Origin of the sequence: Bartonella sp. MR110HLJHH (assembly GCF_042194225.1) — a bacterium.
Classification (GTDB): domain Bacteria; phylum Pseudomonadota; class Alphaproteobacteria; order Rhizobiales; family Rhizobiaceae; genus Bartonella; species Bartonella grahamii.
In genome coordinates, this window is record NZ_JBHIMQ010000001.1 from 150,190 (window position 1) to 172,101 (window position 21,912).

Consider the following 21,912-nt stretch of genomic DNA (forward strand, 5'->3'; position numbering starts at 1 on the left):
TAATAATTTATCTTTGCAATAACTTGATATGAATTGTTATCATACCAAGTTATAAAAAGTGAATATAAAGGATAAATCAATGACGTGTATAAAAGTTGATAAGGACAATTTCGAAAGTGAAGTTCTAACCTCTTCCACCCCTGTTGTGGTTGATTTTTGGGCAGAATGGTGTGGCCCTTGCAAAATGATTGCTCCAATTTTGGATGAAATTTCAATAGAAATGCAAAATCAAGTTAAAATTGCTAAGGTAAATATTGATGAAAATCCAGAACTGGCTACCCAATACGGAGTACGTTCTATCCCTACATTATTAATGTTTAAAAATGGAAATATTTCATCGAATATGGTTGGCGCTACCTCTAAAGGACGTCTTTCTGAATGGATAAAAGATGGGCTTAGTTAATTCCACATATAATCACTATAAAGGAGAGAAGCTTTGTCTCTCCTTTTGATTTTTTTAACATTCTTTTTTGCATTACATTATAATAAAAAGATAATAAAATCAAAATGTTAAATGAATTTAAGAATTCGTACTTTTATGCATGATTCAATTGACTATTTTTTATAAAAAATTGTCCTGTATGAAGAATATAGGCAATTCTTTCCTTATATGCGCGTTAAAAATATTGGGTGAATGATAATTTCATAGAGGTATTTTCTTCTTGGATAAGACTATAGAGATAGATAGTGCTTTCAACACATAAAAAGGCAATATCAATCTAGAAATAAGGAGATTTTAAGAAAAAACTTTGCAAATTACTTTTCTGAAGTTCACAATTTTTAAGCAGAAAGAAGTAAGCAATTCACTACAGATTATATAATGCTCTTCTAAAGGGTTACCACTTCAATTTAAAATTCTCTTGTACTATTCTCTAGAATCAAAAGATTTTTTTGGAGCCTTTACCAAAAATATGAAAGGCAAAAAACATTCTCTAAAATAAATTGATAAATTCCTATAAATTAACGGATGTCCTTTGCAATTTATGTCATTGTTATATAAAAGAGTCAGTATTTCGTCTCATCTTCATGGTTGATCCGCTATGAGGGACTTCTTTATGTTGTTCATCATTTCAAATTTCGGTACGTATTAGAGGTATTATCAATTAAAAAATGATGAGGTCCATGCTCATGTCGATGTTTTTTTAAAATGTACGAATTGCAAAAGACTGTTGCAAACGTTCAATGGAATGTTGTGCTGATCTGAGTGTTACATGACGCCCATGTTCTTTATAGTGTAAGGTGAGTGCAAAAGTGGCAAGCTCTAAAAGAGCTGTATTTCTTTCTGGCCATTCAACAAGCAAAATATTTTTCTCACGAGCTTCATGAAGCCCTAATTCATCAATTTCTTCTGCCATAGAAAGGCGGTAAAGATCAGCATGAATAATTTCAAACTGTGGAAGTTGATAGCTTTGCACAAGAGTAAAAGTAGGGCTTGGAACATCCATAGTGTTATCATTCGCAAGTGTTTGGATGATTGTACGTGCAATAGTTGATTTTCCAGTTCCAAGATCTCCTTGCAACGTTACAAGATCCCCCGGCTTTAAAGAAAGGGTTAAATGTTGTGCAAAAAGCTTTGTTGCCTCTTCATTTTCAAGAAAAAAACTAAAATTCATTAAGAGTTCCATGAAATGGATGAAAAATTTTTGTTATAATAAAGATTGAAATTAAAAAATCTTATCTCCTTTGGGAAGTGGGAAAAAACATTTAACTGTTGTTCCTTTTCCAGAACCGGTAAGAATCTCAACATGTCCACCGTGTAGTTCAACGAAACTCTTCACAAGGGAAAGGCCAAGACCCGCTCCTGCACGCCCGCCATGGTGTGAATGAGAAGAAAAACGTTTAAAAATACGATCAAGGACGTCTTTTGGAATATCAGAGCCTTCATTGTGAACGCTAAAGACAATATTATCATCTTGTTCATCGACGCAAAATTCAATAGTGCTCGCTTCCGTTGCAAAATTAATAGCATTACTCAGCACATTCACAAAAATTTGATGCAAGCGTTTTTCGTCAGCAGAAATGGAATTTAAGGAAGGAGAAATTTGTTGTAAAAGCGTAATATGGCGTCCATTAAGGCGATCTTCTATACGTGTTACTGCTTGTATCATAGCATCTGCAATATTAACCGATTTTATGTCCAACTCCATAATGCCTGCATCAAGGGTAGCAAGATCAAGAATATCGTTAACAATATTTAAAAGAGTTCCTGATTCTGAATGAATATGCCCAAGATATTCTTGTTGACGTTTATTGATAGAGCCGAAAATTTGATCACGTAAAATATCCGAAAATCCAATAATATTGGTGAGAGGTGTACGCAATTCATAGGAAACATGTTGAACAAATTCATTACGCAAACGATCAGCACTTTCTAATGCTTCATTTCTTTCTTGAAGAGCACGCGCAACATGGACAGTGTCCGTAACATTCACAAAAGTAAGCATCGTTTGTCCATCGGGAAGAGGGACCAGAGTATAGTCAATAATCATATCATTTTTAAGATCTATACGACCTGAATATGTTTCACGTTTTTCAGCAAAACCGGTAATGAATTTGGTAAATTGATCCCATTCTTGTCCTAAGGTTAAGGCTGAACAATGGCTTTGTAACTGTGTAATATGGGTCCCTTCTACCAGTAAATTATAGGGAAGCGACCACAATTTCGACAGGGCAGGATTCGATAAACGAAGGCGCCCATCAGTACCAAAAACAACCACGCCTTCGGAAAGTTTATCAAGTGTTTCACCTTGTATTTTAATAAGTGTATTATAACGGCGTTCAAGATCAATTTTTTCTGTAAGGTTTTCGTAAAGCCAAGTGACACCTCCTTGTGGATGAGGGTTCGAGATAACACGCACCGTACGCCCATCTGGAAGATTCCAAATTTGTTGGTTCGATTCTGTTTGTCGATAGGCTTTAAAAAGTTCTTCTTTCCACGCGCGCCAATCGGGGTGTTCAGCAATGAGCCCTTTTTCACGTAAACGTTCAAGAAATAATGTATGGCTTGGTTCACTTTCTAAAAAGGAAGTCTCCAACGGCCATAAAATTTTAAAAGCATGATTACAGAATTTTAATTTTTGGTTTGTATCAAAAATAGCTACAGCTGTTGAAATTTGGTCAAGTGTTTCACAATGGCTTTGAAGAACATAACTTAATTCATGAGCAAGATTTTCATATGCGCTGTCATCACGCGCAAAAGCTGCCATCCCTTCGGCTGTTGTAATACGTGTGAGATGAAAACGATGTCGTTCTCCATCAATAACTGTGTGAACATGTTCTTGAAAAATTGTTTCTGTTTCATCTGTTTTACGTTGTGTATTTTCATTGAAAAGATCCCCCACTTCATCACTGTCTTCACGAAAGTCTGTCATTTCTCTAAAGGCGCGATTTATAAAACAAACTTTTCCTTCACAATCTTTTATCCATACGGGCTCTTGAATAAGATCAAGAAGATTACGCTGCATTCTCAGTTCAGTAAGAAGGCGGGCGATATCTTTCTGTAAACGAGCATTTTCACTCTGTTGTTTTGAGATATCTTGAAAACGAGCAATAGCGACTGTTCCTGCGATAACTCCTGTAACTTGCAGCAGTACATTGTTTGTGGTGGTGATAGAAATATCAAAAGGGTGACATTTACAACGTAGTTGAGTCAATGCATAATCAAGTTCTCGCAGAGAATTTTCTTCAACCCAGAGCTCAAAACGCTGAAAATCTTTCTGATCGATTCCTATTTTTTGCAATGCAGAAAGGGCACCAACGACACGGGGTAAGGTTGTTGGATTTTCCCAAATAAGAAGGAATTGCTCGGTTTCTTCCAGAAGCCATTCATAATATTTAAGTTTTTCAGAAAAATTTGCCTGAATTATCTTCAAAGGCTTCTGTGCAGTTTTTTTTGCACGCATAATAACAGCTAGGCACGTGAGAAGTGAAGCACAAGAAATTCCTCCACACAGCGCTAAAAGCAGCCATGGACCATCTAGTAAAGTGAAGAAAAATGGTAGATAACCTTCCAGTGGCTGAGCAACAGCGCATGTTGGAGAAAAAAAGAAAAAAAGGCAAAATATATACGCATAGATTCGAATCATTTTTTGAGCTTTTTCTTTGGGGTTATAGTCACCAAAGCTGCGCACGACATCTTTCCCTTTTTTAACCCAAGGAAATGTTTAGTAACGGTAATGGTTTGGTTTATAAGGTCCTTGTGGTGTGACTCCAATATAAGCGGCTTGTTCTTCTGATAAAACACTTAATTTTATTCCTAACCGGTCAAGATGTAGACGTGCAACTTTTTCATCAAGATGTTTAGGCAAAACAGTGACTTCATTTGTATAGTGTTCTGCACGGGTAAAAAGTTCAATTTGCGCTAAAACTTGATTAGTAAAAGAGGCTGACATGACAAAAGAGGGATGCCCAGTCGCATTCCCGAGGTTTAACAAACGCCCTTCAGAGAGCAAAATGATGCGTTTTCCATCGGGAAAGGTGATCATATCAACTTGTGGTTTAATATTTGTCCATGGCAAATTTCTAAGGGCTGCGACTTGGATTTCGTTATCAAAATGACCAATATTTCCAAGAATACACATATCCTTTACTTGTCGCATATGGTCTAAACGAACAACATCTTTATTGCCTGTTGTCGTGATGATAATATCAGCACTGGAAGCAGCATCATCCAAATTAACAACTTCATAGCCATCCATAGCTGCTTGAAGAGCGCAAATAGGATCAATTTCTGTTACTTTAACACGAGCCCCAGCACCAGAAAGAGATGCTGCTGAACCTTTTCCTACGTCACCATAACCACAGACAATGGCAGTTTTACCAGCGATCATCACGTCTGTTCCACGTCGAATACCATCGACCAATGATTCTTTACATCCATATTTATTATCAAACTTTGATTTAGTGACGCTATCATTGACATTAATAGCAGGAAAAGGCAGAAGCCCTTCTTTTTGTAACTGATAAAGACGGTTTACACCTGTTGTGGTTTCTTCGCTTACACCTTTAATTGTTGCACGCTGTCGTGTAAAAAATCCTGGCGTTGCATCCATACGCTTTTGTATTTGTTTGAAAAAAAATTCTTCTTCTTCTGTTTTGGGATGCGATAGGATATCTTTATTTTGTTCTGCACGACTTCCCATTAAAATATAGTTTGTGGCGTCAGCTCCATCATCTAAAATAAGATTGGAAGGATTACCATCTGGCCATTGGAAAATTGCATCTATATAAGTCCAATATTCTTCCAATGTTTCACCCTTAACGGCGAATACAGGAATACCAGTTGCGGCGATAGCTGCTGCTGCATGGTCTTGCGTAGAAAAAATATTACTAGAGCTCCACCGTATATCGGCGCCAATAGCTTTTAATGTTTCAATTAAAACAGCTGTTTGAATTGTCATGTGCAATGAGCCAGAAATACGCGCCCCGCGCAAAGGTTGATTAGAGGAAAACTCCTTACGACAAGCCATCAAACCAGGCATCTCAGTTTCAGCAATATCAAGTTCTTTACGACCATAAGCGGCAAGTGCAATATCTTTGACAACAAAATCTTGAGCTGCCATTCTTTATCCCTTTAAAATAAGTTTTTCCAAGACGGTAGGAGAAATTAAAAAAAAATGCAAGACAAGAAGAGGACTTCTCTATGTGAAAAAGCTCTTTTAAAATCTTCATAAATTTGTGCAACAAATATGCATTTATGAATCTGAGTGATGATGTTACTGACAGAATAAGAGATCTCCATGATAAGTCTTATTATATAAACAAAACTCTATCCTTTTCACGTAACGTTAAAGCTTTTAAAAATCTCCAGAGAGAATACCTTTTAAATAATAAAAATTGTGCATTGCTTCACAGTTTTTATATCGATTTTTTATGGGATAATATCGAAAGTAGTATACGAGTATTCTACTCGCTTATGCGGTTGTTGAAAAAGGAAGTATTACCTTACTTTAATCTCATTATTAAGCTTTCTACCAAAATAATATAATGCAAAGCCATAGGTTATCATATTTATGAATAGGCAATTCAGAATCGGTTCTTTAGGATTCCAATGTTGCATCTGTTCTTGGATAAAGACAGTTTATAGGGAGTGCTTTTCTCCTGTTTTCAACGATTTTTATCAAAATACTATAGATATACGATTAAACATTTTTTGTGATACTGAATAGAGCATTAAAAATGCAAAGACATTACTCTATTGAGCACTCTGATTTTAAAACCGCTAACAACGAGCTATAAATTATAAATCAAATAATTAACTCATTTCTGGAAAAATTTATTCTAGACGAGTAAGTTTTTGGAAAATTGACCATGTGGACGAAATCGCCAAAGATAACTTGGCAAGAATGCAGCCATTGCTCTGGGGGTAATTCCCACACCTTCTAGAGTATATCCATTCTCTATAGCCTCTTTAGAAACAATGTTATCCATTTGCAAAAAACGTATTTGATTGGCTGTTACGAGTGTTGGTACAAAAGGAAATTTACCGATAGTTCCCAAAATTCCTCCAATCAATAGACCAGCAGAAAGAGGCATGGATAGGATTGTTTTTTTACGGTGAATAATTTTGAGTATATTTTCAAGAGTATTTTGGAAAGTGATAATCTGGGGACCACCAAGATCATAATTTTTTCCCCAAGCAACCTGTTCATCTAAAGCGCGCGCGATAAACTCAGCAACGTCACCAACATACACGGGTTGCAATTTGCTTTGCCCACCCCCAAAAAGAGGCATAATTGGTAAAAAACGTGACAAATCTGCTAAGGTGTTAAAGAAACAATCCTCTGGTCCAAAGATAACGGATGGACGGATAATAATTGCTTGAGGATGCTTGTTATGAATGATTTGTTCACCCATAAACTTAACACGTGCATAAAGACATGAAGTATTCTCGTTAGCCACAAGTGTGGACATATAGATGAGTGGAATAGCAGCTTGTGCTGTTAATTCAGCAACATTGTAAGCACCATCAATTTGTGTGTTTTTAAAATTCGATTGATTTGCTTGTTTTAAGCTACCAGGTAAAAACACTGCCGCATCAGCTCCAAGCAACGCGCGTGCAACAGAGGCACGATGCTTGATATCCGTTTTAAGCATTTGGGTTTGTCCTACTTCTCCTATTTGGAGCATGTAATAAGCTTTTTGTGGATAACGAACAGCGATACGAACGCGATATCCCCGCTTAGTCAAAGTTTCAACGACATGTCGTCCTACAAAACCAGATCCGCCAAAAACAGTAATAAGTTTAGGATGTTGATAAAGTGCACAATCAAGTTGCATGATTAAAAAGTCTATCTTTCAAAGCTTTAAAATAATCAATTTCTAGCATGGAGGTGTTTTATTGTCACGTAAAATATCGCCCGCAAGATAAAGGGAACCACTAATAAGGACAATTGCCTCTTTATATTCGGCTCTAATCTTATGCAAAGCATCTTGTAGATGTGCTTGTGGAGTAGCAAAGATTCCTGCTTTTTGCGCTGATTCAGCTAATTTTATTGGAGAGATACTGGCATTATTGTTAATCAGCGGTATCGTATATATTTTATCGACAAGGTTCGCTAAGGAACGAAAATAACCGACAGCATCTTTGGTATTGAGCATGCCAGCAATCATAATAATGGGACGATCTGTTTTTTTTCTCCATTGTGTAAGTTCTGCTGCAATAACTTTTCCAGCAGCAGGATTGTGACCACCGTCTAACCATAAATCAATATTAGGAGACAGTTGATCAACCAAATGTCCTTGGATAAGATGTTGCATCCGTGCGGGCCAATAGATATTTTTCAAAGCGTCATTTATGGTTTGTTCTGAAAGTTGAAAACCTGCTTGACAAACTGCTTCAAGAGATGCGCCAGCATTGGCAACTTGGTGGTCTCCAATAAGGTTAGGAAGTGAAAGATCCATGAGACCTTGATTGTTTTGAAAAACCATACGTCCATGTTCTTTATAACTTTGATAATCTTGATCAAATAGAGAATAAGGTGCTTTATTTTTATCGGCAAGGGGTATTAAAGTAGCAAGAGTTTCTTCATAATTTTGCTTCCCGATGACTACTGGAACATTTGGTTTGATAATTCCCCCCTTTTGAAAAGCGATTTGAGCAATTGTGTTTCCAAGAAAGTTCTCATGATCATAATCAATGGGCATAATAAGCGATACAGCTGGTTTGTTAATGACATTGGTAGCATCAAAACGCCCTCCCAACCCAACTTCTAAAATGACAACATCAGCTGGATGTGTACTAAACAGCATAAAGGCAGCGGCTGTAAAAATTTCAAAAATAGTAATCGGCTCTTGACGATTTACTTTTATAATTTCACGGATTGTCTCAGCCAATTGGTTTTCTGTAACAAGTTGACCACCTCCTTTTTGACCTAACCGGCAGCGTTCATTCCAGTTGACGAGATGAGGTGAGCTATAGACATGAACGCAGTATCCTGCACTTTCTAAAAGAGCACGGCAAATCGCTGAGGCAGATCCTTTGCCATTTGTTCCAGCGATGTGAATAATAGGGGCAAGTTTTAAATGTGGATTACCAAGACGCTCTAAAAGGTGAATAATACGCTCTAAAGAAAGATCAAATTTTTTCGGATAATTTTTTAGTAAATCATCCACCACCCTTTGTATCTGGTTTTGTTGCATAAATTTAAGCTGCTTTTGTTGTAGAAAGCGATGTTTGAGAGTCTGTTGGGGATGGATTGGAAGGGTCAAAAACAGCAGGACGTTTCATCATCAAACGTAAAAGACGCGCAATTGTTGTTTTCATTTCTAAACGTGATACAACCATATCAATCATACCATGTTCGAGCAGATATTCACTACTTTGAAAACCTTCTGGTAGGGTTTCGCGTATAGTTTGTTGAATCACACGTGGACCAGCAAAACCAATCATAGCGCCAGGTTCAGCAATGTGAATATCACCAAGCATGGCGTAAGAAGCAGTAACACCACCGGTGGTTGGATTAGTCAGCACAACAATATAGGGAAGTTTTGCTTCTTTCAACATTTCAATCGCTACGGTTGTACGAGGCATTTGCATCAACGAGAGTGTTCCTTCTTGCATGCGTGCGCCACCAGAAGCAGAAAAAAGAACTAACGGGCGCCTTTCGGCAATGGCAGTATCAAAAGCTTTAATAATAGCTTCTCCTGAAGCCATACCGAGTGATCCACCCATAAAGGCGAAATCTTGAACGGTCGCAATGATTGGTAAGCCTTCAATCGTACCACGTGCACTTAAAATATTATCATCAACACCAAGTTTAGAACGATAATCTTTTAACCGGTCAATATAGCGTTTTTCGTCACGAAATTTTAAAGGATCTGTTACAACTTTTGGATTTTCAAGAGCTGTATAAACACCATCATCAAAAAAATGCATGAGACGATTTTTAGCGCTGATACGCATATGATGGCCAGAATTGGGAGCTACAAATTGATTAGCTTCCAGATCTTTATGGAAGATCATTTCACCACTGGTAGGATCTTTAACCCATAGATTTTCTGGAATTTCACGGCGCCCCAATATAGAGTTAATTTTAGGACGAACATAATTTGTAATCCAGTTCATCTTTATAACCTTCCTTTAAATATTACACATCTTTCGCATGATTTGAAAGAATATGAACCTAAGCAGTCACATTTGCTTTACCGGTGGAACAAAGGAGTCTATTTAATACTTTTATCTGTGTACGTATAGCTTGTTTTTTAATTTTTATTTTTTTACTTTGGTATTAAAATTCACTCCTTGCGATGGTTAACAAACCCCTTATTTTTTAATAAAAATGAAAATCCAATTAATCATTCGTATCAACAGTTTTTAAGAAAAGAAACCTTATAATATAAGGCTTTAACAAGGCTAAAACAATCCATTTAAGATAATGTACATGATAACACCATATTAGCGAAACGTTATCATCAGAGCAAGATTTTTTTCAAAAGGTTTCTTTAAAGCGCGCGCTTTTCACAATTAAAATTGAATACCCTCAAAAATGCTATTATATTACTCATTCATGTGCTTGTTTTACAAAGACATTTTTCAATAATCACCAAAACTCTCTTAATGACTGTCCTCAGAAGAGTATATACTCTCCGTAAATGGTATAAAATACATTATGCTCTTCATTTTTACTGAAATAGAAGGTACAAATCGACACCATCATACTCTTTTCCAGTTTTAATGTGACGATAATGTTTGCATTGAGAGGATTCATAAAAGATATTTCACGCCTTTTTGAAAGTACCTTTATCCACACACCACCTCCGTTTATGACATATTAACAAACGATTTCAATTAATCCAATATGAATAGGATTAAAATGAGAAAGCCTCATGATATTTAGGTTTTTCACTCATGTTGTGAAACAATAAATTATCGTTATAAATCAATATATTACTTTAATAAAAGATAAAGCATAAAATTTTATATTATGCTTTTTTGGCTGGCAAGTTTTATTAGCCTTAAAGTCAAGTAACATTATTTTTGTGTAATGCGTGCCATGGTCTTTTGGGAAAGCATTTTGTGTAAATATGTCATAAAGGCGGCTGCAAAAAGCGGTGTTGTTAAATTAAGAATTGGAATCGAAACAAAAAGCGCTATTAATAATCCTGCACCAAAAACCGTTGTGTAATGAGTATGTAAAAAAGCACGTGCATCTTGCTCTGTTCGAAAACGATAAGCAGCAAACAAGAAATATTCATGACCAAGCAAATAACCATTAATAACGTAAAAAGCGATTAAATTAATACCTGGTATGAAGAATAAAATAAAAGCAATTCCATTACCAAGAAGGCTTAAAATAACAAATTTAAAGGAAATGATAAGAGAACGCTGAAACGGCAAAGCTTGTCCAATAGGCTCGTTTGGGTAATCCTCTTTTTCAATGATTTCAGCAACAGAGTCAATGAAAAAACCACCAATCATAGCTGCGATTGGTGCAATCAAAAAAGCCAACAAAAGAGCCAAACCAAGATTAAAAATGATAAGCATGCTAAAACCAATCCATCCCGCCCAACTAGGGAGTTCAGGAAAAAACTGAGCAATCCAAGGCCAAAAGTAAGACATAAAAAGTTGGTGCACACATAACCATAAAATGGCGAGAATGAAAAAAGTAATCCCCAATGCTTTCAGTATCATAATACTATATTGCGAGGTCAGAAGACGTTGTAAAGCACGATAGGCAGCAGTAAAAATCATAAATTAATAAACTAAGGAAAGAAGCAAAAAAAACAAGAAATATATTTAAAGAATGTACGGTGTAGTTTTTTCTTTTTTGAATTACAAGATTTCTTTTCAAGAACATTATAAAAAACGGCTAAGGCTTCTTTGTTTAAAATAAAGTTTGAATAGATAGAAATTTTGATTTTTAAAAATCAAGAAGAATTTAAAAAGCAGCTGTTGTAGAAGAAATTTTTAATATTTTTGTACAGAGTGTAGGTTATTGCGTTTATATGATATATGTAAAAATTAAGGAATAAGAACTATTTGGGAGGAAAGTTGTTGACTTCTATTTATTCAGTAGAGTTGTCTAATTTCGTTTATCTACGTGCTTAATTGTTTTGCACAATTCCTAATACTCTGTACTTTTATACTATTTGGCGGCATGCTTTTGCCTCTCGCTTTTATTCAAAACATATTGAGTTCAATGGAATAGGAGTAACGTAGTAGCTTGTAGATATTCTGATTTGGGCAACAGAATGATTAATATGATAGAAGTGGAAAAAATAAGCTTAGGCGATTGACTGTCCATATCCCATGGAAGGGTAATTTCTTGAGAAGAAGCAAAGAGTGGGAGACACCACTGATGATTAAAAATGATGAGATTTTGAATTTTAAAAGCTATAAGTGCAACGAAGTAAGAATTCATTGAAGCACTTTTCATATAAGTGGTGCACTGTATCAAATAATTTTTAGATAATAACACCACTAATTTATGAAGAGAATTGATCATTTTCAACTTGAATAAGAATCCAAAATATAGAAATATTCTCTCATTTTAAAGCCTCTATTCAACATCAAAAAATTATTTACTTGCACATTATAGGCGAGACCAGTGTATGGATACAAAGCTTTCGATAAAGGAATAAAAATGCTTCTCATGAATCGTTACAATGTGAGGATATCATGGATCAAATCCTAGTCTTTGTGGTCTTGGTATGCTGGAGAGAGGACACACACATTTAATTTTAAAGACCGATCACTGAGGAAAATAATAAAGGCGTCAGTTTCATAAACTTATAGACAGTGGTGCAATGAATTTTGTTTACATTCTTTATGAGCATCAGTGTGAGATATGCTTCAAATTGCATTGAGATGTTATAATACATTGATTTATACATTATTTTTCATAGTGAATAAGAGCCCCAAGTAAAGTTGTCATATTTTCTTATTAGCTGCTCTCATCATGAAACAATCAAAAGCATTTATTTGCACATCATAAATAGGACTAATATGGGGATAAAAACATTGAAGAAAGAAAATGCTTTTATAAATTTTATCCAGTGCAAGAGCTTTCTCAAAATTGATGGTAGGCAAAGTAAATAATAGCTTGTTTTTTATAAGCTGGGGAAACAGAGGTGCAATAGATCCAATTTTTTATGAAGGCTATGGGTGAAATAGAATTTTTTAAAGAAACATTTCCCAACGCTCGTCACACCCATTTCCCAACAGTGCTTGTGAATGGTATAAGGGTAAAGCTCTCGTGAATAATATAAAACTTATAGGGCACCACTATCTTTACACTTAATAAAAGAGCACTGCGGGCACCATCATTCTCTCAGTATTGCTCGACAGCTCTGTTCTTGAGACGGTCCATTATAAGCGTTTTTAGTTCTTTCTTAAACGTTTTGTATTCATACGGCTATCCTTCTTTGCAACGTGCAAGAAAATGGTTTTTATTGATTCAACATGAGAGAGAGTTGAAATGAGAGAATCTTACGATATTCAGGATTCTAATTTAATATGAACAACGCTAGATGATCATTATAACTCAAAATATTGTATACTAATCGAGATAGATAGACACCTATTGTTAGTTCTATTTTATAAGGTGTTTTAATATGAATGCATTTGAAGAGTTATTATTTGAAATGGGGTATATTTTCCTCATGAGGAGTAGGTGTCTGGGGGGCAAAAAATGATACAATCATGTTTGCTAATTTTTGCGCTACGTGTTGTTTACTCATATGGGGCCATTGTTCAACTTTTTCCTTACTCACGAGATAAACTTGATTTGTATCAGCACCCATGACACTTGTGCCATCTAGTTGAAGAGAAATATCATTAGCAAGAATGAAATCAGCTCCTTTTTCAACACATTTTTTTTGCGCATTGGCAATGATATCACATGTTTCAGCAGCAAAACCAATGACCAATGAGGGGCGATTTGGAGCGTGTCCAATCATTGCTAAAATGTCAGGATTTTCGACCATATGAAGGGATGGTGGTATTTTATGAGCATTCTTTTTAATTTTGTGTAAAGACTGCGTTTGACTGCGCCAATCACAAACAGCGGCGACAAAAATGGCACCATCAGCAGGCAATGCGGTTTGAACGGCTTGTAACATCTGTTGTGCTGTTTCAACATGAATGGTTTTTACTTCTTGTGGGTCTTCAAGATTAACAGGTCCACAAATAAGTGTTACTTTTGCACCCAAATGCGCAAGAGCAGTTGCGATGGCATGACCTTGTTTACCTGAAGACCGATTAGCAAGATAACGCACTGGATCAATTGGTTCATGGGTAGGGCCAGAGGTAACGATGAAATGGCGGTCAGAGAGAGGTTTTTCATGCACATTCAAAAGAGCCTCTATGGTAGCGACAATCGTTAAAGGTTCGCTCATGCGCCCATATCCTATCTCGTCACGTTCAGCCATATTTCCGATTTCTGGTCCAATGATATGAACGCCATCTGCGCGCAGTTGTGCAACATTGCGAATAGTGGCTGGATGCGCCCACATGGACGGATTCATAGCGGGTGCAATTAAGAGTGGACAGCGTGCCGCTAAAAGGATGCAATCAGCCAGATCATCTCCTATGCCATTGGCTATTTTTGCAATGCGATTGGCTGTAGCAGGGGCTAAAATAATAAGGTCAGCATTACGTGCTAATCGGATATGTCCAATATCGTGTTCTTCTTCGCGTGAAAATAAATCAGTATATACAGTACCACTGCTTAAAGCTTCAGCAGCTAAAGGCGTAATAAATTTTTGCGCTGCTTTTGTCATCACAACTTTTAAGTGTGCTCCACGTTCTTGTAAACGGCGAATCAAATCAAGTGCTTTATAGGATGCAATACTTCCCCCAATAATAAGAAGGAGAGATTTTGATTTCAATGATTGCACTTCAACAGCACTAGTATGAGAGAGTTGTGTGGTGAGAGGAGTGGGATTGCTTAAAAGGCGTCGGACTTCTTCTTCCATAGAAACACCATTTTGCGCGGCACGTATGCGCAAAGCTTCTTTGGTTTCAGGAGACAGGTTACGAATAGTAATACTGGCCATAAAATACCTCCAAGAAATAAAATGATTGCAATGATTTCATCGTTGATATTTTTAGCATATTAAGGAAATTAGAAAAGATGAAAAAAGTAAAAAGTGAGACAAACGCAACAAAGCGCAATGATGAAAAGACTATAACGACCATAACGGTTTCTACGACTTTGTTCGACAGCAAGTTGTTTGATGGTGGCAGGAGAAAGATTAAAACCTGTTTTTCTCATTTGATCGAAATCTTCTTCTATCCGTTGGAAATTTTGAACCAATTGTGGTGTTTTGCGTGCCAGCGAAAGGAGAGCTTGCGCTCCTTCACTAAAGTCTTTTGCAACGCCTACAGGTCCCAAATTTTTACTAATCCATTCTTTGACAACAGGTTCAGAAGCTTTCCACATATTAAAAGTGGGGTCTAATGTGCGGGCAACACCTTCCACGACAACCATCGTTTTTTGCAGCAATAAAAGTTCAGGTCGCGTTTGCATGTCAAATAATTCAGTGACTTCAAACAATAAAGTGAGCAATTTAGCCATGGAAATACTTTGTGCTGATTGTCCATGTATTGGTTCGCCAATAGCGCGGTTGGCTTGCGCAAAGCTTTCAATGTTATGGTGTGAAGGAACATAACCGGCTTCAAAATGGGCGCGTGCAACCCGATGATAATCACGGGTAATAAAGCCATAAAGGATTTCAGCAAGGAAATGCTTTTCTTTTTTGCCAAGCCTTCCTGTAATGCCTAGATCAACAGCAACAATACATCCTTTTGCATCTACAAATAAATTACCAGGATGCATATCAGCGTGAAAAAAACCATCACGCAATGTATGACGAAGAAAAGATTGAATAAGCGTAATGGCAAGCGCCTGCAAATCAAATCCTGCTTCTTTGAGTTTGGAAATTTCGGATATTCTGATACCATCAATCCATTCCATTGTAAGAACATTACGTCCTGTCCGTTCCCAGTCAATACGTGGAACCCGAAAGCCTGTATCATGTTGAATATTTTCAGCCATTTCAGATATAGCCGCTGCTTCTAAACGTAAATCCATTTCAATGCGTGTTGTTTGTGCTAAAGTATCTACCACACGAACAGGACGAAGCCTTCGAGAGGCAGGGATATAGCGCTCTTGTAAGTGAGCAATGAGATAGAATCCTCTAAGATCTTTAGAAAAACGTGCTCTGATATTAGGACGAATAACTTTTACAGCACATTTTTTCGTATGACCAGTTTCATCACTGTATTCAGCTGGATGAACTTGAGCAATAGAAGCTGCAGCAATGGGGGGATAAAAATTTATGAATAAATCATCGATAGAGCGACCAAGAGAACTTTCAATTTGAGCAACAGCAGCAGTGCAAGAAAATGTTTGGACACGATCTTGTAGTTGTGACAAATCTTCCGCAATATCACGCCCAACAATATCAGGTCTTGTGGCAAGAAATTGACCAAGTTTTATGTAAGAGGGTCCAAGCTTATTAATGGCATACGAAATATTTTCAGATCGCTGTTTTTTTTTCGTTTTGCGTCGTGCTAATGCACTCGCTATACGATGACATAGCGCTGGAAATCCTTGAAGATCATCATGAGGAAGAGCACTTAAAACACCTTCACGTGCTAAAACCCATCCTGCATGCATCAATTGAAGGTAAGGGGAAATTTGCACCATTTTTAAATTTTCCAACCTGAATGCAGCGCTGCAATCGCACCGGTGAGATTGCGGTACGATACCCGCGAAAATCCTGCATGCTTGATCATATGGGCAAAATCATCTTGCTTAGGAAATTTGCGGATAGATTCAACCAAATAACGATAAGCATCACCATCATTTGCAATAAATTGACCAAGCTTAGGGATAGCATGGAAAGACCAAAGATCATAAATTTTATCCAGCAGAGGCGTCTCGACATTTGAAAATTCTAAACATAAAAAACGTCCACCGAGCTTTAAAACACGAAAAGCTTCTCTAAGAGCTTGATCAATATGAGGAACATTGCGAATTCCAAAAGCAATAGTGTAAGCGTCAAAGCTTTGATCTTCAAAAGGTAGATTTTCTGCATTGGCTTCAACAAAATCAATCAGAGGGGCAAGACCATTTTTTTGTGCGCGCTTTTTGCCAATGTTGAGCATTGAGCCGTTAATATCAAGCACTGTAGCATGGGCTTTTTGGCGTGAAGCATTGAGAATACGAAAAGCAATATCACCTGTACCGCCAGCGACATCAAGAACTTTCCAATGAGAAAGTGCTGGTGGGGAAAGCCAAGCAATCATGGAATTTTTCCACACACGGTGTAACCCTAATGATAAGATATCATTCATCTTGTCATAATTTTCAGCAACAGAATGAAACACACCATCCACCATGGATTGTTTTTGTGTTTCATCTACTCTTGTAAAACCAAAAGAGTGCTCCATGCCACCCTTGGCTCCTACACGTTCTGTTTCAACTGCCATGTGTATGACCTTCCTTATTTTTCTTTTATCGTAAATGAAATAAAGAGGGAATGTTCAAATACGAAAAAACAACGTATAAAACTGCGACATTTACACAGCTAAAAACAGAAGAGTACCTTTAGATATCAAGATTGGCAACGCTTAAGGCATTGTCTTGAATAAAAATACGTCTAGGTTCAACTTCATCACCCATGAGACGAGAAAAGAGTGAATCTGCATCGGTTGCATCATTAATTTTTACTTGTAAAAGAGAACGTGCATTAGGATCAAGCGTTGTTTCCCAAAGCTGTTCAGCATTCATTTCCCCAAGACCTTTATAACGTTGAAGAGTAATACCTTTTTTACCGTTTGTAAAAATGCTCTCTAAAAGGCTCATAGGACCAAAAATACGCTCTGTTTTATCTTTGCGACGTAAAAGAACAGGAGGATGATATATGTCGATAAAATTTTGGGAAATGCGATCAATTTGGCGTGCGTCAGTTGAATTTATAAGTCCCACATCAAGCGTAACAACATCTTTAACACCACGCAAAATACGCTCAAAACATAAGTTTCCATCTGCTGTATATTGTCCACTCCAACCTTGTTCCATATCATCAGCAATCAGATTAAGGCGGTGTGCTATAGTATCTGCTATTTTTTGCGCTTTTTCTTGTGTTGCAAAGACTTCAAGATTAAAAGCGCCAACGATTGCTGCTTGTTCAACGATATTACGGTCATAACGGGTATGAAGACCATCTAAAAGTTGACGTAATATACGAGCATCTTTAGCGAGTTGATACAAATCAGCCCCTGCACGAACTTCTCCCGTTGAAAGCTCAAGCGTTGTTTCTTCTAATCCAGTATCGATCAAGAATTCTTCAAATGCTGCTTCATTTTTAATATATTGGGAAGATTTTCCACGCGATACTTTATAAAGAGGAGGCTGAGCAATATAAAGATGCCCACGTTCAATCAACTCGGGCATTTGTCTAAAAAAGAAAGTGAGCAGCAGAGTACGAATATGGGCTCCATCAACGTCCGCATCTGTCATGATAATAATCTTATGATAACGTAATTTATCCGGTGAAAATTCATCTTTACCGATAGACGTTCCAAGAGCTGTAATAAGTGTTCCAATCATATCAGATGAGAGCATGCGGTCGAAACGTGCTCGTTCAACATTGAGAATTTTACCACGAAGGGGTAAAATTGCTTGATTTTGACGTGAGCGCCCACTTTTTGCTGAACCGCCAGCCGAATCCCCCTCGACAATAAAGATTTCTGATTTTGCAGGATCACGTTCTTGGCAATCGGCAAGTTTTCCTGGTAAAGAAGTGATATCAAGCGCCCCTTTTCGTCTTGTGAGTTCACGTGCTTTGCGTGCTGCTTCACGTGCTGTTGCAGCTTCTACCACTTTACTAATGAGAAGTTTTGCTTCATGAGGATGTTCTTCCAGCCATACTGAAAGACCTTCATTGACCAAATTTTCAACAATAGGACGCACTTCAGAAGAGACTAACTTATCCTTTGTTTGTGAAGAAAACTTTGGATCAGGAACTTTCACAGAAAGAATAGCTGTTAATCCTTCACGGCAGTCATCACCGGTTAAGTTTACTTTTTCTTTTTTAGCAATACCTGAAGATTCAGCATAGCCATTAATTTGGCGCGTAAGGGCACTTCTAAAACCTATCAAATGAGTTCCACCGTCACGCTGAGGAATATTATTGGTAAAACACAGGACCTTCTCATGATAGGAATCATTCCACCATAGGGCAACATCAACGCTCATACCATCTTTTTCACTTGCAATGTAAATAGGATTATCAAGCAGAGCTTTTTTTGATTGATCAATATATTTGACAAACTCCGTTAATCCACCTTCATAATGTAATTCAACTGATTTAGTATCAGCATGACGCTCGTCAACAAGGAGAATATAAACGCCAGAATTTAGAAAGGCTAATTCCCGTAAACGGCGCTCCAAAGTTTCAAAATCAAACTCAACCATAGTAAAAGTTTCAGAACTTGGTAAAAATCTGATTTCTGTTCCACTTTCTCTATCGCAATCGCCAATAACTTTTAATGGAGCATCAGCCACTCCGTGGGTAAATGATATTTCATGAATTTTACCATTCCGTCTGATTTGCAATTTAAGCCAAACGGATAATGCATTCACAACAGAGACGCCAACACCGTGTAATCCACCTGAAACTTTATAAGAGTTTTGATCAAACTTTCCGCCGGCATGAAGCTGTGTCATAATAACTTCAGCTGCAGAAACACCTTCTGTTGGATGGATATCTGTCGGAATTCCACGTCCATTATCACGAACAGAACAAGAACCATCAGCATGGAGTGTAACGTTTACAAGAGTAGCATGACCGGCTAAAGCTTCATCGATAGCATTGTCTACAACTTCATAGACCATATGGTGTAAACCCGATCCATCATCAGTATCACCGATATACATACCAGGACGTTTGCGTACAGCATCAAGGCCTTTGAGGACTTTGATAGAAGAAGCGCCATAATCATCACTTTGTGCCGCTGAGGTTATTTCATCACTCATAAGTTAGTCCATTCCTGTGTTCAATTTACAATATTCTATCTGCTTTTTTAAAGCTTAATGTTCTGATCAGTTATTTATGGAATAACCACATTAAACATTTACCGTATATCAGAACTAGATTCAATATCTGTCGATATATAATGAAGAGAATGATGAAATGAGATTGTACTGTTATGTCGTAAAACTCCGTCATTTAGGGCGGTGATATGGTGATATAAGGAAAGTAAGCACTACCTTGATACATTAAGTATTTTTAAAGTGTGTGGTGAATATTCGGAGCAGGGTTTATTTGTATAACCTTTAGTTAAGTAAATTGCATGAGTGGATAGCCCCAAAGAATTAGTCGAGAGAAGCAGGACTGTCTAGACGTCAACGCTAGTAGGAATCCTTTTCCTTTGAGGTGTGGGAATGAGGTCAATTAAGCTTTACAATAATGATGCTATTTATTTTGTTTATTTTTGCATATGCGTAATGTTTCAAAATTAGTTATACATTTTTGTGTTAGACTAACAAAGGTCTTACTTGTTTTATCCATAAATCAATTTTCAATTCTAATGCTGCCGTATATTTAAAACAAAGGTTACGAGCTCTCTAAGCAGCTCAAATTTTTATATATTAGATTGAGGCGAAAATATTGGGTATATTGGTTTGTGGCATCTTTAAAATGTGGAAAATATAAAGGCGTAAATGTAAAAACACGTTTCCACTATCGTTCTTTTATTCAGTTTTACAACTTTTAAAAACGTCTACGGCGATGTTTTTAAAGAATGGGGGTGATGACGCATTGTCTTACGCTTTTGTTTTTCTCATTCCTGTAATGGAGGTTACGTCCCTTATTTAAAACAAAGCCCCATTGCGCTGTTATTCACGCGCTTTTTTAAGAAACATCTCTCAATGTTCCTAAACTCATTTTACAACGATGTTTAAATAGTATAACGCACAATACCCTGTGAATACTACAAGATTCATGTCCCCTATCTTGCCCATATTGACAATAAGATGCAAACCAGCAGCATCATTTTATTTTCCAGCTCTTAAATGTTGACACAACCTTAATGTTGAGAGACCCCTCGGCATTTGAAGGGTATTTTTACTCTTTTCTTTAATAGTGTCTATATACTCCCTCTGGTTGTGATACGCAAGAAAATGGTTTTGATATTTTCAATATAAATAGATTCGAAATAAAGTTTTTTATTCAACATATAAATAATAAATTATCATTACAAATCAGTGTCTTAATATTTTAAAATACGTGGGATATTTTGATAAAATGGAGTGTGCCACTAAAGTATGTACAGCTTATTTCTTATATTTAAAAAATCAAATCGCCTTTCTCTCAAATTACTTTTTATATATTCATTTGGGAAAATTAACACCAAAAGCTTAGGCATTTTCAATGGTTTTTAAAAATAGCAAGAATTTTATTTATTAAACGCCAGATATTTTGGTGAAGAGCGTTAGATAATAATCGAGAAGAGTTGCATCTTAGCTTTAAAAATGGGGGAGAGATTTTGAAAATAAAAAAATCTATATATATAAAACATCTTCAATTGCGTTTATGGTATTTTTTATTCAATAATCCATACAATATTTTTATTCGTATTTTATTTGTAGCAGGGGGGGTTCTATTTTCCTCTTACGCAGAAGCTGAAAGGTTGCCTTCTTTTTTTGATTCGCATGAACATTTGGTACAACCTGATACGACGGATATTCTTCGTTTGCGTTTTGTAACAACTTTTGATTTTCCTCCTTTTAATTTCCTTGATCAAACGGGGCATCTTGCAGGTTATAATATCGATTTATTGCGCGCTATTTGCTCAAAATTAAAATTAGAGAAGCTTTGTGAAGTAGAAGTAATTCCTTGGAAAGAGCTTGTAGAATATGTTAAAAATGGTGGTGCAGAAGTCATTATTGCGGGTTTAAAAGAAACAAGTAAAACCCAGCAAGATCTTGTTTTTACAAAGTCATATTTGCGCTTTCCAGCGCGATTTGTTGCTTCTCGACTTTTAGATCTCGATGAGCCAATAAGCGATCAATTGGTACATTTAACCAGTGGTGTTTTGTCTAAAAGTATTCACGAAAAGCTCTTTCATCATTATTTTCCTAAAGCAAAATGGCAAGAATTTAAAAAGAGAGAAGAGCTCTATAAAGCATTACAAGAGCGTAAAATTGACCTTATTTTTGATGATGGATTTGCTTTATCGTTATGGTTCAAAAAACAAAAATCTGTTGATTGCTGCCATTTTGTTGGGGGGGCATATATGGCGCCACAGTTATTGGGACAAGGAATGCAGCTTGCTGTTGCAAAAAAGAATGAAAAATTGGTTGATATACTCAATTATGCGCTGAAATCTCTAGAAGAGGATGGTAAACTTACAGAACTTTATTTGCGTTATTTTCCAATAAGTTTTTATTGATGAATAGT

General features: G+C 36.6%; 13 protein-coding genes. 2 read left to right on the forward strand and 11 right to left on the reverse strand.

Annotation, left to right across the window (positions count from 1 at the left end):
• Positions 1-79 precede the first annotated feature (79 nt).
• The gene (trxA, locus tag ACFIKB_RS00630) at positions 80-403 is read left to right on the forward strand and encodes a thioredoxin (RefSeq protein WP_375635373.1); all 324 of its coding nucleotides are present in this window, start codon (positions 80-82) and stop codon (positions 401-403) included.
• Between the two features lie 739 nt (positions 404-1,142).
• Here trxA and tsaE read toward each other — a convergent pair.
• The 11 genes from tsaE to gyrB all read right to left on the reverse strand — a co-directional run bounded on the left by tsaE (position 1,143) and on the right by gyrB (position 19,487).
• Entirely contained in the window at positions 1,143-1,613 is a 471-nt protein-coding gene (gene tsaE / locus ACFIKB_RS00635) for a tRNA (adenosine(37)-N6)-threonylcarbamoyltransferase complex ATPase subunit type 1 TsaE (protein WP_375626156.1), read from the reverse strand.
• A gap of 51 nt (positions 1,614-1,664) precedes the next feature.
• Positions 1,665-4,130: a PAS-domain containing protein gene (locus ACFIKB_RS00640; protein ID WP_375646946.1), complete on the reverse strand. Its 2,466-nt coding sequence runs from the start codon at positions 4,128-4,130 to the stop codon at positions 1,665-1,667.
• 33 nt (positions 4,131-4,163) lie between these two features.
• On the reverse strand, positions 4,164-5,561 hold the full coding sequence (gene ahcY / locus ACFIKB_RS00645) for an adenosylhomocysteinase (RefSeq protein WP_375646947.1): 1,398 nt from the start codon (positions 5,559-5,561) through the stop codon (positions 4,164-4,166).
• A gap of 718 nt (positions 5,562-6,279) precedes the next feature.
• Positions 6,280-7,278, reverse strand: a complete 999-nt coding sequence (locus tag ACFIKB_RS00650; protein WP_375652563.1) for a complex I NDUFA9 subunit family protein — start codon at positions 7,276-7,278, stop codon at positions 6,280-6,282.
• A gap of 42 nt (positions 7,279-7,320) precedes the next feature.
• Complete coding sequence (locus tag ACFIKB_RS00655; protein ID WP_375635377.1) at positions 7,321-8,640, reverse strand: bifunctional folylpolyglutamate synthase/dihydrofolate synthase; 1,320 nt, start codon at positions 8,638-8,640, stop codon at positions 7,321-7,323.
• 4 nt (positions 8,641-8,644) lie between these two features.
• Positions 8,645-9,565: an acetyl-CoA carboxylase, carboxyltransferase subunit beta gene (gene accD, locus ACFIKB_RS00660; RefSeq protein WP_375652564.1), complete on the reverse strand. Its 921-nt coding sequence runs from the start codon at positions 9,563-9,565 to the stop codon at positions 8,645-8,647.
• Between the two features lie 906 nt (positions 9,566-10,471).
• Entirely contained in the window at positions 10,472-11,191 is a 720-nt protein-coding gene (locus ACFIKB_RS00665) for a sulfate transporter family protein (RefSeq protein WP_375635379.1), read from the reverse strand.
• Between the two features lie 1,883 nt (positions 11,192-13,074).
• Entirely contained in the window at positions 13,075-14,496 is a 1,422-nt protein-coding gene (gene coaBC, locus ACFIKB_RS00670) for a bifunctional phosphopantothenoylcysteine decarboxylase/phosphopantothenate--cysteine ligase CoaBC (RefSeq protein ID WP_375652566.1), read from the reverse strand.
• 68 nt (positions 14,497-14,564) lie between these two features.
• A complete protein-coding gene (gene ubiB / locus ACFIKB_RS00675) occupies positions 14,565-16,151 on the reverse strand; it encodes a 2-polyprenylphenol 6-hydroxylase (protein WP_375644366.1) in 1,587 nt (528 codons plus the stop codon).
• 2 nt (positions 16,152-16,153) lie between these two features.
• Positions 16,154-16,936, reverse strand: a complete 783-nt coding sequence (gene ubiE, locus ACFIKB_RS00680; RefSeq protein ID WP_375635382.1) for a bifunctional demethylmenaquinone methyltransferase/2-methoxy-6-polyprenyl-1,4-benzoquinol methylase UbiE — start codon at positions 16,934-16,936, stop codon at positions 16,154-16,156.
• A gap of 118 nt (positions 16,937-17,054) precedes the next feature.
• Positions 17,055-19,487, reverse strand: a complete 2,433-nt coding sequence (gyrB, locus tag ACFIKB_RS00685; protein ID WP_375635383.1) for a DNA topoisomerase (ATP-hydrolyzing) subunit B — start codon at positions 19,485-19,487, stop codon at positions 17,055-17,057.
• 1,511 nt (positions 19,488-20,998) lie between these two features.
• On the opposite strand from gyrB, the gene ACFIKB_RS00690 reads away from it, so the two are divergent.
• A complete protein-coding gene (locus ACFIKB_RS00690) occupies positions 20,999-21,904 on the forward strand; it encodes a transporter substrate-binding domain-containing protein (RefSeq protein WP_375644369.1) in 906 nt (301 codons plus the stop codon).
• Positions 21,905-21,912 lie beyond the last annotated feature (8 nt).

Excerpts from the sequence above, each read along its gene's own strand:
- ACFIKB_RS00655 (WP_375635377.1), bottom strand. The coding sequence starts at position 8,640 with ATGCAACAAAACCAGATACAAAGGGTGGTGGATGATTTACTAAAAAAT.
- coaBC (WP_375652566.1), bottom strand. The coding sequence starts at position 14,496 with ATGGCCAGTATTACTATTCGTAACCTGTCTCCTGAAACCAAAGAAGCT.
- ubiB (WP_375644366.1), bottom strand. The coding sequence starts at position 16,151 with ATGGTGCAAATTTCCCCTTACCTTCAATTGATGCATGCAGGATGGGTT.
- accD (WP_375652564.1), bottom strand. The coding sequence starts at position 9,565 with ATGAACTGGATTACAAATTATGTTCGTCCTAAAATTAACTCTATATTG.
- gyrB (WP_375635383.1), bottom strand. The coding sequence starts at position 19,487 with ATGAGTGATGAAATAACCTCAGCGGCACAAAGTGATGATTATGGCGCT.
- ACFIKB_RS00650 (WP_375652563.1), bottom strand. The coding sequence starts at position 7,278 with ATGCAACTTGATTGTGCACTTTATCAACATCCTAAACTTATTACTGTT.
- ubiE (WP_375635382.1), bottom strand. The coding sequence starts at position 16,936 with ATGGCAGTTGAAACAGAACGTGTAGGAGCCAAGGGTGGCATGGAGCAC.
- trxA (WP_375635373.1), top strand. The coding sequence starts at position 80 with ATGACGTGTATAAAAGTTGATAAGGACAATTTCGAAAGTGAAGTTCTA.
- ahcY (WP_375646947.1), bottom strand. The coding sequence starts at position 5,561 with ATGGCAGCTCAAGATTTTGTTGTCAAAGATATTGCACTTGCCGCTTAT.
- tsaE (WP_375626156.1), bottom strand. The coding sequence starts at position 1,613 with ATGAATTTTAGTTTTTTTCTTGAAAATGAAGAGGCAACAAAGCTTTTT.
- ACFIKB_RS00665 (WP_375635379.1), bottom strand. The coding sequence starts at position 11,191 with ATGATTTTTACTGCTGCCTATCGTGCTTTACAACGTCTTCTGACCTCG.